Annotated in this window: 13 protein-coding genes and 1 tRNA gene; 10 read left to right on the forward strand and 4 right to left on the reverse strand. The window is 42.6% G+C overall.

What is annotated here, in order from left to right; translation table 11 throughout:
• Positions 1–64 precede the first annotated feature (64 nt).
• The gene (locus IQ276_RS17735) at positions 65–250 is read right to left on the reverse strand and encodes a hypothetical protein (protein ID WP_193915037.1); all 186 of its coding nucleotides are present in this window, start codon (positions 248–250) and stop codon (positions 65–67) included.
• Positions 251–365: 115 nt separating this feature from the next.
• On the opposite strand from IQ276_RS17735, the gene murJ reads away from it, so the two are divergent.
• Positions 366–1,970, forward strand: a complete 1,605-nt coding sequence (gene murJ / locus IQ276_RS17740; RefSeq protein WP_193915039.1) for a murein biosynthesis integral membrane protein MurJ — start codon at positions 366–368, stop codon at positions 1,968–1,970.
• Positions 1,971–2,059: 89 nt separating this feature from the next.
• Here murJ and IQ276_RS17745 read toward each other — a convergent pair whose 3' ends face one another.
• The gene (locus tag IQ276_RS17745; protein WP_193915041.1) at positions 2,060–4,321 is read right to left on the reverse strand and encodes a CARDB domain-containing protein; all 2,262 of its coding nucleotides are present in this window, start codon (positions 4,319–4,321) and stop codon (positions 2,060–2,062) included.
• Positions 4,322–4,859: 538 nt separating this feature from the next.
• Between IQ276_RS17745 and IQ276_RS17750 the strand changes: the two genes are divergently transcribed.
• Both IQ276_RS17750 and IQ276_RS17755 read left to right on the forward strand, forming a co-directional pair.
• The gene (locus IQ276_RS17750) at positions 4,860–5,372 is read left to right on the forward strand and encodes an outer membrane beta-barrel protein (RefSeq protein ID WP_190875903.1); all 513 of its coding nucleotides are present in this window, start codon (positions 4,860–4,862) and stop codon (positions 5,370–5,372) included.
• A gap of 309 nt (positions 5,373–5,681) precedes the next feature.
• Positions 5,682–5,972, forward strand: coding sequence for a hypothetical protein (locus tag IQ276_RS17755; RefSeq protein WP_193915043.1), 291 nt, complete (start codon positions 5,682–5,684; stop codon positions 5,970–5,972).
• A 49-nt stretch (positions 5,973–6,021) separates the two neighbouring features.
• Here IQ276_RS17755 and trhO read toward each other — a convergent pair whose 3' ends face one another.
• A complete protein-coding gene (trhO, locus tag IQ276_RS17760) occupies positions 6,022–6,936 on the reverse strand; it encodes an oxygen-dependent tRNA uridine(34) hydroxylase TrhO (RefSeq protein WP_193915045.1) in 915 nt (304 codons plus the stop codon).
• Positions 6,937–7,007: 71 nt separating this feature from the next.
• On the opposite strand from trhO, the gene IQ276_RS17765 reads away from it, so the two are divergent.
• The 4 genes from IQ276_RS17765 (at position 7,008) to IQ276_RS17780 (ending at position 9,191) form a co-directional block, all read left to right on the forward strand.
• Positions 7,008–7,080: transfer RNA gene (locus IQ276_RS17765), tRNA-Ala, on the forward strand.
• Positions 7,081–7,880: 800 nt separating this feature from the next.
• Positions 7,881–8,192, forward strand: a complete 312-nt coding sequence (locus tag IQ276_RS17770) for a hypothetical protein (RefSeq protein ID WP_193918019.1) — start codon at positions 7,881–7,883, stop codon at positions 8,190–8,192.
• Positions 8,193–8,462: 270 nt separating this feature from the next.
• Positions 8,463–8,690 (forward strand): hypothetical protein, encoded by a 228-nt coding sequence (locus tag IQ276_RS17775; RefSeq protein ID WP_193918020.1) that lies wholly within the window; start codon positions 8,463–8,465, stop codon positions 8,688–8,690.
• Positions 8,691–8,762: 72 nt separating this feature from the next.
• Entirely contained in the window at positions 8,763–9,191 is a 429-nt protein-coding gene (locus tag IQ276_RS17780; RefSeq protein ID WP_193918022.1) for a hypothetical protein, read from the forward strand.
• Between the two features lie 204 nt (positions 9,192–9,395).
• Here the strand turns inward: IQ276_RS17780 and IQ276_RS17785 are convergent, their stop codons facing one another.
• Positions 9,396–9,593 (reverse strand): DUF2795 domain-containing protein, encoded by a 198-nt coding sequence (locus tag IQ276_RS17785; RefSeq protein ID WP_193918024.1) that lies wholly within the window; start codon positions 9,591–9,593, stop codon positions 9,396–9,398.
• Between the two features lie 532 nt (positions 9,594–10,125).
• Between IQ276_RS17785 and IQ276_RS17790 the strand changes: the two genes are divergently transcribed.
• The 3 genes from IQ276_RS17790 to IQ276_RS17800 all read left to right on the forward strand — a co-directional run bounded on the left by IQ276_RS17790 (position 10,126) and on the right by IQ276_RS17800 (position 13,478).
• Positions 10,126–11,550 carry a lysophospholipid acyltransferase family protein gene (locus IQ276_RS17790; RefSeq protein ID WP_193918027.1) on the forward strand — a complete coding sequence of 475 codons (1,425 nt, stop codon included), beginning with the start codon at positions 10,126–10,128 and terminating at the stop codon, positions 11,548–11,550.
• Between the two features lie 53 nt (positions 11,551–11,603).
• Entirely contained in the window at positions 11,604–11,897 is a 294-nt protein-coding gene (locus IQ276_RS17795; protein WP_193918029.1) for a nucleotidyltransferase family protein, read from the forward strand.
• Positions 11,898–12,173: 276 nt separating this feature from the next.
• Positions 12,174–13,478 carry a P-loop NTPase fold protein gene (locus IQ276_RS17800; protein ID WP_193918031.1) on the forward strand — a complete coding sequence of 435 codons (1,305 nt, stop codon included), beginning with the start codon at positions 12,174–12,176 and terminating at the stop codon, positions 13,476–13,478.
• Positions 13,479–13,544: the final 66 nt, after the last annotated feature.

Here is a 13,544-nt window from a genome sequence, read left to right on the forward strand (position 1 = left end):
AATGGCAGCCCTCACTAGTCAGAGTGGAATTTAAATGCGTAACAGCTTAATTGTTGATTGTTCACTAATTTGATTGGATGTCTAAGTATCGCTTGGCGTCAAATACTAACGTTTTTAAACGCACACATAAATATGTAGACGGGCATTGGCTATTGCCTGTCGGGTGAAAATTGTTGTAATTTGGGACGATCGCTTTGTCAATGCCTTCTAGTGCATCCACTAGCAAAAAGGCGATGTCTGGTCTACGCACTTGACTAATTCCCGTTAGACTAATGACTAACTTATCAAAATTAGCCTGACAACCCCTAAAATTTAGGTTAAATGTTTTCAGATATGCACTCTGCAAGAGTATTCAGGTATTCTTCGTGACACAACAAGACCAAAAACCCTCTCGTTCTTTCGCTGGAATTGCTGGCATTGTTGCCATTGCCACATTAATTAGTAAAATCTTTGGTTTAATTCGCCAGCAAGCCATCGCTGCTGCTTTTGGTGTTGGTGCGGCTGCTACTGCCTACAGCTACGCTTATATTATCCCTGGCTTTTTATTAATCTTACTAGGTGGTGTGAATGGCCCATTACACAGTGCGATCGTCAGTGTTTTAGCCAAGCGCAAGCAACAAGAAGCGGCTCCCTTGGTAGAAACCGTGACAACACTGGTGGGTGGATTGCTGTTACTGGTAACAGTTGCTCAAATTTTCTTGGCAGATGAGATTGTTGATATAGTCGGTCATGGTTTGGATGGAACAACCAGAGCGATCGCTATCCAACAAATCCAGATTATGGCACCTATGGCTCTATTTTCTGGATTAATTGGTATTGGCTTCGGTACTCTTAATGCCGCCAATCAATATTGGTTACTCTCCATTAGCCCTTTGTTATCAAGTATTACCGTTGTCATCGGCATTGGTTTCATGACGATGCAACTGGGCAAGGACATAATCAAGCCAGAATACGCTTTCATCGGTGGTATGGTGTTAGCCTGGGGAACCTTGGCAGGGGCAATTCTCCAGTGGTTGGTACAGCTAGTTGTCCAGTGGCGATTGGGGCTAGGTACATTACGGCTGCGGTTTGATTTTAAATCCCCAGCTGTCCAAGAAGTAGTTAAAATCATGACTCCGGCAACAATTTCCTCTGGAATGATGCCAATTAACTTTGCCACCGTGCTTTACTTCGCCAGTCCCATCCCTGGTGCTGCTGCGGGTTTTAACTATGCCAATTTGCTGGTGCAAACTCCCTTAGGAATTATTTCTAACATCATTTTATTGCCCCTATTACCAATATTTGCCAAACTTGCCGCTCCAGAACATTGGGACGACCTGAAATCACGTATTCGTCAAGGACTGTTGCTGAGTGCTGTCACCATGTTACCTTTGGGAGCGCTGATGGTGGCGCTATCTGTACCCATCGTCCAGGTGGTTTACGAACGCGGTGCTTTTAAGGGGGATGCGACACAGTTAGTTTCCGAGTTGCTAATTGTTTACGGCATTGGGATGTTTGTTTATTTGGGGCGTGATGTCTTGGTGCGGGTGTTTTATGCTTTGGGTGATGGACAGACACCCTTTCGCATCAGTACTTTTAATATCTTTCTCAATGCTGCCCTCGATTGGATTTTGGTTGGGCCTTTTGGCGCACCCGGTTTAGTATTAGCAACAGTGGGTGTAAATTGCAGCTCTTTATTAATGCTGTTGTGGTTGCTCGATCGCAAACTCAATGGTTTACCTTGGCGTGAGTGGAGTGTGCCAATTCTCGGTTTAACTGCGGGAAGTGTAGTAGCCGGTGTAGCCAGCTATGGAACTTTGGTTGCTTCTCAACAATTGTTAGGTAAAACAGGTTTACTGATTATGCTGTCGCAGTTGTGTGTATCTGGCTTTGTGGGAATTGCGGTGTTTGCGGCGATCGCTTCATGGCTGAAAATACCAGAGGTGAATATTTTGATATCTCGTCTGCGTCAGCGTTTTTTGAAAAAATAACTCTCTGCTATAGCCAAGTGGCTGAATAATATTTCACCCACTTGGCTATACAAGGACAAATGACTAATGACAGTTATTGCCACTGCAACTTAAAACACGAAGTTATCAGACTGAGCTAGGGTGCTTTGAGATACATCGATGACAGTTAATAAGGGTGTTGGATAAACGCAACCTGCTGTGCCATCTAGGTCAATCATGACAGTGGTATTATTTAAGACAGTACCGAAGCTCAAGTAGCCTTGGGTAGTTGCACTCTCATAGTCAAGGCTGTCCAGGCTCAAGGTCTGGAATAATTGGCTCAAGTCAATTTTGTCAGTACCAGCCACAAAATCAGTAATATCTCCTCCATCACAGATACTTGTATAAACAAATCGGTCACTGCCAGCACCACCTGTGAGGATATCTGCCCCTTGCAAACCAATAATGAGGTTGTTGCGATCGTCACCAGTCAGGGTATCGTGTCCAGATGTACCGTTGAAAATTTGGTCTTGAGCATACACGCTAATTGCTAATGCTCCCACGTTATTGTCCTCGTTTGTTTCGCCCTGATTGTTGCCGTATTCTCCTCCATCAGCGACAAATAATAGGTAGACATCGCCTGCTGCTAGGAAGTCGGGAATAGAAATGTCTTGGGTGGCTGTATAACTATCCCCAGATACTAGAGGCGTATTTTCTCCTGTATAACGGTCGGTGAGTCTGGTATCGCTAGAGTCGAAGAACTGGTCATCGGAAATGTAAACCGTGTCATACCAGTCACCAGAGGCAGAAACTATATCTTGGTTTTTAACTGTCCAAGATACAGAAATCGTCTCACCTAATGCAGCGGTAGTTGGGGCATTAGCTTCTGTGACAACTAAATCTGGGGCAGTCAGGGTGATGGCTTGGGCGAATACATTATTGGTTTCATCGGTTTCGCCCTGATTGTTGCCGTAGTTTCCTCCATCAGCGACAAATAATAGGTAGAAATCGCCTGCTGCGAGGAAGTTGGGAATAGAAATGTCTTGGGTGGCTGTATAACTATCCCCAGATGCTAAAGGCGTATTTTCTCCTGTATAACGGTCGGTGAGTCTGGTATCGCTAGAGTCAAACAACTGATCGTCGGAAATGTAAACCGCGTCATACCAGTCACTGGAGGCAGAAACTATACCTTGGTTTTTAACTGTCCAAGATACAGAAATCGTCTCACCTAATGCAGCCGTAGTTGGGGCATTAGCTGCTGTCACGACTAAATCTTCGGCAGTCAGGGTGATGGCTTGGGCGAATACATTGTTGGTTTCATCGGTTTCAACCTGATTGTTGTAGTATCCAGTATCCGCGACAAATAATAAGTAGACATCGCCTGCTGCTAGGAAGTTGGGAATAGAAATGTCTTGGGTAGCTGTATAACTATCCCCAGATGCTAGAGGCGTATTCTCTTTTGTGTAGCGGCTGGCGATCGCAGTATCGCTAGAATCAAAGAACTGGTCATCGGAAATGTAAATATAGTCATACCAGTCAGCGAAGGCAGAAATTATACCTTGGTTTTTAACTGTCCAAGATACAGAAATCGTCTCACCTAATGCAGCCGTGGTTGGGGCATTAGTTGCTGTGACAACTAGATCTGGAACATTTATGGTGATGGCTTGGGCAAATACATTATTGGTTTCATCGGTTTCAAGCTGATTGTTGCCGTAGTATCCACTATCTGCAACAAATAACAGGTAGCGATCGCCTGTTTCATGGTATGAGGAAATATAAATCTTCCAGGTAATTGTATAGCTAAGACCGGCTTCTAGAGGCGTGTTTTCTCCTGTCCAGGCATCACTGAGATATTTATCGCTAGAATCCAAGAACTGGTCATCGGAAATGTAAACTGCATCAGACCAGTCATCTAAGGCAGAGACTGTACCAAGGTTTTTGACTGTCCAAGACACAGAAATCCTTTCACTTAATGCAGCAATAGTTGGGGCATTAACTGCTGTGACAACTAAATCTACGTCTGGAGTGGTGAAGGTGATGGCTTGGGCGAATACATTGTTGGTTTCATCAGTTTCACTCTCGTTGTTTCCTCTATCCGCAAAAAATAACAGGTAGCCCCCGCCTTTTGCTACATAGGAGGGAATATAAATGTCTTGGGTAACTGTATAACTACCCCCAGGTGCTAGAAGCGTATTTTCTGTATTGGGGCTGGTGAGTTGGATATCGCTGTAGTCGAAGAACTGGTCAGCAGAAATATAAATTGCGTCATACCAGCTAGATGAGGTAGAAACTGTACCTTGATTTGTGACTGTCCAAGAGATTGGAATAATTTCACCTAAAGTCACATATAGTGGAGCTGTCACAGAAGATACTATCAGGTCAATCTCATTCATAAATGATCTCCAAATTGTTTAATAGATGCTGCTTGTTTTCCAACATAAACACCAATTTACCTGCAATTTGAAGCAAAATTTACACTAGAATTTCTGAACAGTCTCCCTGTTTTACAAAGGTCACTTGTAGAGGTGTGGTATTTAATTGGCCAGCATATTTTCAGGAAATGGAAGTACATCATATTACACTATATATGTCTCAAAACTAGGCACAGAGCCTATTTTAATTGGTAAATTCTGACTCCTAAATTCACCAATTATGCTGTATTTATCTATTCGTCCTTACCCGTCTATCAACAAGTTATTGTTGTGGTAATGATAGTTTCATTTAGTAGTATATTTAGCTGAGATGGTGAGTTGAGAAACTTAGTGTTCACAGCTTTTTGTTAAATTCAAAACTCAGTACTTTATCACCCTACCGGGTGAAAAACAATTCAACCAGTAAGGTGAACCGACTGTGGGAGGTTACATTTTGTAAAAAAAGAGATTCTGGTACTAGAGAACATTGATATTACCTAACTCTAGTGAGAAGAATTCTATGAAACTGACAAAATTAGCTGCCTCTGCGATCGCTGTTGCTTCTATTATCCTTTCAGGTGGTATTGCATCTGCTCAAACAGCGGGCACAAACGGTAATTATATTGGTGCTGGTATTGCGGCTGGTGCAACCAGTGGCGGACAAGGAAACGATGATGCACAACTTGGTGGAAATGTCCAAGCACGTTACGCCGTTCCTAAAACACCTCTTTCAGTGCGAGGTTCTGTACTGTATGGTGGTGATGCCGCTGCCATTATGCCCATAGTCACTTACGATGCGCCCATCGCCAAAAACACTAACGTTTACTTCGGTGGTGGTTATTCTTTTGTAACTGACGAAGGTCAAAATAGCCCATTGGGCAATCGCAATGCACCTGTAGTCACCCTTGGTGTTGAATCAGAAGTTACCAACAATGTCATCGCCTATGGTGATACGAAATGGGGCATTGACGCTTATAGAAATAGTGATGCTGATGCTGTGAGCTTCCAAGCAGGATTGGGCTATCGCTTCTAGTAATCGCGACGGCTGATTCGGAGTTTCTTAGCAATGATATCTGCCAACTGCGATCGCGCTTCACAATATCATACAGCCTATTTCAGGTCAATGAAGTACACAGGTAGGGGCACAACATGTTGTGCCCCTACAATTATCTGTACCTCACACCTGTTGCAATTTGCTGTATCTGAGTGTGGATACTCAGATATGAATATTTTTGTTAATCATTTTTATTTATGAGTTTGAAAAAAAATGGTATTGGCTATTATTTATAGTTTCTTTTAGAGTAAAGTTAGAAATTTTTAATGCTTGTATCAGAAATTACTTATGGACAACATTAATCCGATTCCAGAAATAGTTGGTGAAACAACCGACGTGGAATCTTGGCTGATTCGCTCAGGGCTAAGATTTTCAGACTTAGGAGACGATGCTACTAGCAGAGCAATTCGTAAGCAATGGCGAGAGTACCAAGCCGCAGTCCAAAGATGCTGTGCAATTCTACACCAACCACCATCACGAGTTCAATTGGGCGGCGATTATGCCAAGCTGAGAATACCTGGTGGTTTGAAGGGGGAGTGGGGAGATGAGGAAATAGGGAAAATAACTCTTAACTCCTAACGGGCTAAACGCCCCGCTACCGCTAACAGCACTCCCCATACCCAACCTATTACCCAACATCCTTATTTTTGTTAGCAACTTGGCTTTGGTAGTGTCGCCATTTTTCCTGCTGACGCGCTCTTTTCTCGTCGGTTAGGCTATCGAAACAATAGGCACAGGAGATACCTTGCTCATACTTGGGGGAAACTTTATCTTCCTCAGAAATCGGACGCCCACAACACAGGCATAATTCATAACTTCCTGACTCCAACCCATGACTGACGGCTACCCGTTCATCAAAGACAAAACATTCCCCTTCCCATAAACTTTGTTGGGCTGGAATTTCCTGCAAATATTTGAGAATGCCGCCTTTGAGATGATAGACTTCTGCAAAGCCTTGGGCAAGCATAAAGGATGAGGCTTTTTCACAACGAATGCCCCCTGTACAAAACAGAGCAACTTTTTTGTGTTGCGTTGGGTCGAGGTGGTGGCGTACATAATCGGGGAATTCGCGGAATGACTCAGTTTGGGGATTTTCTGCTCCTTGGAAAGTACCGATATTCACCTCATAATCATTGCGGGTGTCAATCACGGTTACTTCCGGATCGGAAATTAAATCATTCCATTCCTGGGGACTGATATAGGTGCCGACTCGTTCGTTTGGGTCAATTTCTGGCAACCCTAAAGTGACAATTTCTTGCTTCAACCGCACCTTCATCCGCTCAAAAGGTGGAGTTTGGGTATAAGATTCTTTGTGTTCTAGATCAGCTAGACGGGGGTCAGAACGCAAAAACCAGAGAACAGAATCAATCGCCTGACGCGAACCTGCGATCGTACCGTTAATTCCTTCTTCTGCCAGCAAAATTGTTCCCTTGACACCTTGCCCTTGGCAGTAAGACAGCAGAGGTTCTTGTTTCTCGGTAAAATCTGGCAGCTTGACGAATTTATATAGTGTTGCGACGACCTGGATATTTTCTGGCTTCATCCCTTTAGTAATTGAACAAGATAAGTTACAATAACAACGGCAAACAAAGTTACCTGCTATTTTAATTTTACGGGGGTTTAGCTCAGTTGGTAGAGCGCCTGCTTTGCAAGCAGGATGTCAGCGGTTCGAGTCCGCTAACCTCCATTGTTACCTGAGAGTTTAACAGTTGCAGTATTGCTAAATATTGTACTCTCACCAAGAATGCAGACATGACCGCCTTTGCCAGGAACATAACTGCTTTCTGGTTAGGGACTTCCAAATAAAAAAATATCCCAAAACTGACGCCAAAACCCTCTGTATTTCTCCTCTCTCTGTGTTCTCTGCGCTTGGAGTGGTAGCCTACGGCAAGCCGCTGCGCGTCTACGTTTATTTGGATAATTTATTTCTTGGAAATCCCTTAACTTGAGTTATATCATGTCCGGCTAATTAGTTATAATTCCCGCATCTGTGCAAAAACCAGGAAACCCTCTTTCCCCCTGCCCCCTGCTCCCCTGCCGTCTTAATGATAAGTTTTTAACCGGACATGATATTAGGCATCAGCTAGCAAATGCAGCCCAACTCTGACAAACCTTGCTCCCTGATTAGGATATGTACGCCAAAAATTTCCCACAGAAATAGGACTTACGCACTGTACAAATGCATCGTGATGTGAATTAACGATGCTCCCGGTTGTTTCAGGCTTTTCTTAATTATCGTGCGATGCCTACGGCGGTAAACTACGTAAATAGACCATGTTGTAGGGGCACAGCAATGCTGTGCCCTTACGAAAGATGTGGTTTTTAACCTTATGCATATTTGGCATTTATTGTCAATGCCTAAGTCCTAAGAAAATACAGAATACGTCCTTTAGTAGAACCAGAGCCACGAGATCAAGGCTGTATCTTGGAATCAAAGCTATGTTATTAGTCTTTGATTGATTACAATTTATGCTAGGTTACTCCTTTATGAAATTTTTAGTATTTCTTAATACTGAATCTAGAGAGCAACACTGGCAAGGACAAGCTGACTCACTTGTGGAAGCAGAAGAAAAAGCCCTTGCCGCCATTGATGCACACAGCAAAACAATCAGTGATACATCTATATGTTGTCAATGGCACTGGCAATATAATCCTGAACTGGGCAACACTGAGCATTGCGATAATTGCGGTCATCCTGTCTACTCGGTGGGTGAAGAGTATTATTGCTCAGAATGCGCCCACCGATTGCGACGAGCCGAAGTAGATGGACAACTTTACACGCATCGGCACCCGGTTTAGAGGCGTTGCTGAATGAGAATATGAAACTCAAAAATAAACTCTTCTCAACTCTTACTCTCTGCGCCTCTGCGCCTCTGCGTGAGACTAATTCATATTTCTACTCAGCAACGCCGGTTTAGACAAGAACTTACAGCAGAATTCAGGAGTCAGAATTTAGAATTAGAATACTTTCTCTGCCTACCTTTGAGACATAGATAGTGTACTTCGTTAACTTGAAATTTGCTGTATTGCTACATCCAGTTAATCTATCATTTTACAACTGGAGAAGTTATGAATTATATCAACCAAATTATCCTCGAACAGCTGCGTTCCGGGGGAAAAACTGCCGGAGAACTTAAAGATGCCCTTGAGTGTAGTTATAGTGTTCTTGACAGGGCTTTGCGCGATCTGATTGAAGCTTGTGAAATCGAGCCAGGATGGAGTAATGATGATTGTCCTGCGAGAATTTATAAACTTAAACGCAAACAAGGATCTATTCCTTTTTGGATAAATCAATAAGCTCCAAAATGTCTGCTCCATCTATTTTACAGGTTTAGCCTCTGGCTATCAGAAGCAACAAAGATAAGAGTTATGATAGATGAACTACATGAAATCCTCATTGACATTATTCAACGCTGGCTAGAACAAGATAGCGATCCACCAAGCTGCCGGCTTTTTTCCCGCTCTGTTTCTCTAACAGAGTTAATTGAGATTAAGACTATCAAAGAACGAGAACAAACCACTTACCAAAATGCTTGTTCCCAAGCAGGGCAGCGATGGCAACAATCTCTACAAATTCGCGCTTGTGATAGTGATTTACTCCGCGTTCCTTTTTTGGCACAGATTAAAATCAAGTACAGTTTAGAACGCCTCCACCAGCAAATTGATAGTGATTTGTTAGCAAGTTATACCAACTGGTGTAATCAATATGGATGGACCGATTTATTTGTATTTGAAGGTCGTTTCTGGGCTTTCGCTCATGACGCTGTGCTACCATTGCCAATTTCGGAGGCGTCATAGATTATGAATATGTGACAGCTAGGAGGCAATCGAATACTTGTCGGTTAAAGGGAAAAGGGAAAGCGTTTAAATTCACCCCTTACCCTTTTCCCCGATCGCACCAGAAGTGAACACTACTTATCCGAGAAGTATTGGGAGGCAATCAGTCACTCTGTACTGCCAAGCTAGATGCGACGCAATTTGTATTAGTTTTTTCACTAACACTTATTCGCTGCTTAGGATAGCTTGACTGATATCAGTTAAGGTTTGATACTGTTTTGGAGGTAATTGCTTCAAAGCTCGCAGAACAACCTCGTCAACACCTTTTTCTTCTGCATATCTCAGCAATTCTTCTCTGCTGATTGGGTAATTAACTTCATTCAAATTGTTTTGTAATTTTGATAAATTGACTGTAGCACTCATGATTTTCCTCCAAATTTAATATTGTATATTTACTCAAAAAAATAGTTCTTGAGTTTAATACTCGTTCTGGGAACAATTGAAAACAGTTAGTTACAAAGCAAGAAAGACTATCCCCAGCCAATGTGCTTTTGACTCAATTTGATTTAGGGTCTTATTTCCTCGGCAAACTTTATCGTTGCCAGAATCAGGTTTTTACTCGCCTAATTGACACATAAAATTTTCACGTCTGCCATCTCTAGCTTCGGACATACCTGTTCGTTAATTCATTCTCCTTAAGTAAGATTTGGCGTTGTTGCACTTCGAGCCTCACCCTCAACCGTCACAAAATCTGCTTGAGCCAATCGAACCACCAAAAATTAGCGAGAACTTGCTGCCAGTGCTGAGTAGGGGCACAGCCATGTTCCCTACGATTATCTGTACCTCACCAACTTGCAATCTGCTGTAGTAATTTTTATAACAGAGATGGACTGCTATAAAATCGCTGTTAGCTTAGATATTGTACAATCGCTAAAAATACAATCTGGAAAGCGACTTGCCTAGATCAATTCAATCTACTCAACCACCACTAAAATTTATTCCCCAACGGTTTAATCCATCGGTACTCCAGATTGTTCGGTGGTTACTGCCAATAGTGCTACGATTCCGGACTCGACCTTGGTTACCAGCTGGTATCGTCGGAATTGAAGCTGAGAATGTTGAGGTATTGGCTGAACTTTATCAACAATTCCAGGCTGGAAAAATTCGCTTTTTGTTGGCATTCCGCCATCCAGAGGTCGAAGATCCGTTGTGTATGCTGTATTTGCTTTCCCGCATTGTGCCACAGGTTGCACGTCAGAAAAATATCAAGTTGCAATATCCTGCTCACAGCTATTTTCTTTACGATCGCGGTATGACGGTTTGGGCTGGAGACTGGCTGGGTTGGTTATTTTCAAGGGTGGGGGGTGTGCCGGTTCATCGCGGTAGACGACTAGATCGCCAAGCTATTCAAACAGCGCGGGAGTTGTTTGCTAATGGCGAACTACCGATCGCAGTGGCACCCGAAGGCGGTACTAACGGTCATAGTGGCATTGTTAGTCCACTGGAACCTGGTGTTTCCCAAATGGGGTTTTGGTGTGTCGAAGATTTGCAAAAAGCCAACCGTTCTGAGACAGTTTTAATTGTGCCGATCGCCATTCAATATTCCTATGACAACCCACCTTGGTCAAAATTAGATTGGCTATTAACTAAATTGGAAGCTGATAGTGGCTTATCTGTGATGGAAACTACTGAAGGCGATGGCGAAGAAATTTACTATCAACGCATCTATCGTCTTGGTGAATATTTAATTACAGAAATGGAAGAATTTTATCGTCGTTTCTATCATCAAGATACCCCCAAAACCATCTCAATTGATGAATCTGCTAGTCCTAATGAAGTGTTAATTGCTCGACTCCATCGCCTACTAGATAAGTCTTTAGCAGTTACCGAGCAATATTTTGGAGTTCAACCACAGGGAAATTTCATTGACCGTTGTCGCCGTTTAGAAGAAGCTGGTTGGAATTATATTTACCGCGAAGATTTGCCAGATATTAATAATTTACCACCCCTGAAACGCGGTTTAGCAGATTGGATTGCCCAAGAAGCAGACTTGCGAATGCGGCACATGCGGATAGTGGAAAGTTTTGTTGCAGTCACCGCAAATTATATTCAAGAAAAACCAACAGCAGAAAAGTTTGCGGAAACAAGTTTGTTGATTTTTGATATGCTTTCTCGAATTAAAGATACCACACTTCCGGGGCGACCAAGGTTAGGTTTGCGACGGGCAAAAATCACCGTGGGAGAGCCAATTTCGGTTAGTGAACGTTGGGAAAAATGTCAAGGCGATGCCTACGGCGGTAAACTACGCCACGCCACTAGGCAGGCTGCGAGCCAATTAACTAAAGATTTGCAAACTGCTTTAGAGAAGATGATTAGTTAATTAAGCTATATAAAATTACAACATTTAGAGTTATTTATTTTAGGTGATAGGTTATGGGAATTGATGAAATACTGAAGGCTTATCGTGAAGAAATTCTGACAATTGCTGCCAAGCATGGAGCGTATAATGTGCGAGTGTTTGGATCGGTTGCTAGGGGCGAAGCAAAACCAGATAGTGATGTCGATTTTCTAGTAGAACTTGAACCACAACGGACTTTATTAGACCAAATTGCTTTAATGCAATCATTGGCAGAATTGCTAGGACGCAAGGTAGATGTGGCTGAACCCGAAACTCTACATGAATGCATTAAAGAAAGAGTATTAAAAGAAGCTGTGGTTTTACAGTAGAATTCAGAATTCAGAAGTCAGAATTCAGAATTAGAATAGGCTTTTGCAATCTTTTGTAGAGACGGCGATTTATCGCGTCTCATACCTTACAGCGTTTTTCATCTATTTGAACCACAATCCTCGGTAGGGTAGCACAGCTGTGCTACCCTACAACATGGTCTATTTACCTGAAAATTGCTGTAACCGAAGAGTATTGGGAATTGTGAGGCCAATTATCCGAAATCGCGGCTTTGTCCTCTGTATAATCACTGGAATGGGCAAGACGGGTAATTTGTGATGAAACTAGATTTAGTCAAGTTTTTTCAGGCTTGCAACCCTGCCAAGACTCTGGTTGTCAGCAAACCGGAAGATAGGCAGTATTATATCGATTTTTCTAAAGTGCGTGGTGCCAGGATTATTGAGGAACTTGGGCGGACTATCACCCGCCTTTCACCGGAAGAACCTACCTGTCAATTATTTACCGGACATATCGGTTGTGGCAAGTCTACTGAATTACTGCGGTTGAAAGCAGAGTTAGAACAGCAGGGATTTCATGTAGTTTATTTCGAGTCTAGCCAAAGCCTGGATATGGCTGATATTGATGTTACAGATATTTTACTGGCAGTAGCTCGTGAAGTGAGTCAAAGTCTGGAAGCAATAAAAATTAACCTAAAACCAGGATACTTTAAAAATCTGTTTCATGAAATTTCTGACTTTTTGCAAACACCCTTAGACATTGGCGTTGAGGCCGAATTGTCTGTGGGTATTGGCAAAATCACAGCCAAAACTAAAGATAGTCCCAAACTTCGCGGCCAGTTGCGACAATATTTAGAACCGCGCACCAATGGCATTTTAGAATCAATTAATAAAGAATTGCTCAAGCCTGCGAGAGAAAAACTCAAACAGCAAGGTAAAAAAGGACTAGTGGTAATTGTTGATAATCTCGACCGAGTTGATAATTCTTTGAAGCCTTCGGGTTATTATCAACCAGAATATCTATTTGTAGAACGCGGTGAACAGTTAAATCAACTAAATTGTCACGTTGTTTACACTATTCCCCTAGTCTTAATTTTTTCCAATGCTTTAGGCAGGTTAACAAATCGCTTTGGAGTAGATCCCAAGGTTTTGCCGATGGTTCCTGTGCGACTACAGGATGGTTCGCAATTTTCACAAGGAATTACGCTACTGGAAAAAATGGTTATGGCAAGGGCTTTTCCTGGTGTCAGTTGGGAACAAAGCCAGTATTTAATTACCGAAGTTTTTGATAGTCCTAATACTTTAGAAAGGCTGTGCTTAGTTAGCGGCGGTCATTTACGAAATTTGCTGATGTTATTATTTCGCTGTCTTCAACAAGAAGACCCACCCCTATCGCAAGAGTGCGTCAATAGAGTGATTAAACAACGCCGTAACGAGTTAACTTTAGCAATTACCGCTGATGAATGGGAACTATTGCGTGAAGTAGCGCAAGAGAAAAGCTTCAGAGGTCATGAAAGATACGAACTTTTGCTTCGCAGTATGTTTGTATTTGAATACCGTGATGAAGATGGTTCATGGTTTGATATCAATCCGATTTTGGCAGAAGCTAAGGAATTTAGATTATGAATCAGCAGTAGGGGCGTACAGATGTACGCCCCTACCGTATCAGGTATTTTGTAAAATGGCATAACG

It is taken from the genome of Desmonostoc muscorum LEGE 12446 (assembly GCF_015207005.2).
Classification (GTDB): domain Bacteria; phylum Cyanobacteriota; class Cyanobacteriia; order Cyanobacteriales; family Nostocaceae; genus Nostoc; species Nostoc muscorum.

Bases quoted from the DNA above. Each gene is read 5' to 3' on its own strand.
- IQ276_RS17745 (WP_193915041.1), bottom strand. From the start codon at position 4,321: ATGAATGAGATTGACCTGATAGTATCTTCTGTGACAGCTCCACTATAT.
- IQ276_RS17750 (WP_190875903.1), top strand. From the start codon at position 4,860: ATGAAACTGACAAAATTAGCTGCCTCTGCGATCGCTGTTGCTTCTATT.
- IQ276_RS17755 (WP_193915043.1), top strand. From the start codon at position 5,682: ATGGACAACATTAATCCGATTCCAGAAATAGTTGGTGAAACAACCGAC.
- trhO (WP_193915045.1), bottom strand. From the start codon at position 6,936: ATGAAGCCAGAAAATATCCAGGTCGTCGCAACACTATATAAATTCGTC.
- IQ276_RS17770 (WP_193918019.1), top strand. From the start codon at position 7,881: ATGAAATTTTTAGTATTTCTTAATACTGAATCTAGAGAGCAACACTGG.
- IQ276_RS17775 (WP_193918020.1), top strand. From the start codon at position 8,463: ATGAATTATATCAACCAAATTATCCTCGAACAGCTGCGTTCCGGGGGA.
- IQ276_RS17780 (WP_193918022.1), top strand. From the start codon at position 8,763: ATGATAGATGAACTACATGAAATCCTCATTGACATTATTCAACGCTGG.
- IQ276_RS17785 (WP_193918024.1), bottom strand. From the start codon at position 9,593: ATGAGTGCTACAGTCAATTTATCAAAATTACAAAACAATTTGAATGAA.
- IQ276_RS17795 (WP_193918029.1), top strand. From the start codon at position 11,604: ATGGGAATTGATGAAATACTGAAGGCTTATCGTGAAGAAATTCTGACA.
- IQ276_RS17800 (WP_193918031.1), top strand. From the start codon at position 12,174: ATGAAACTAGATTTAGTCAAGTTTTTTCAGGCTTGCAACCCTGCCAAG.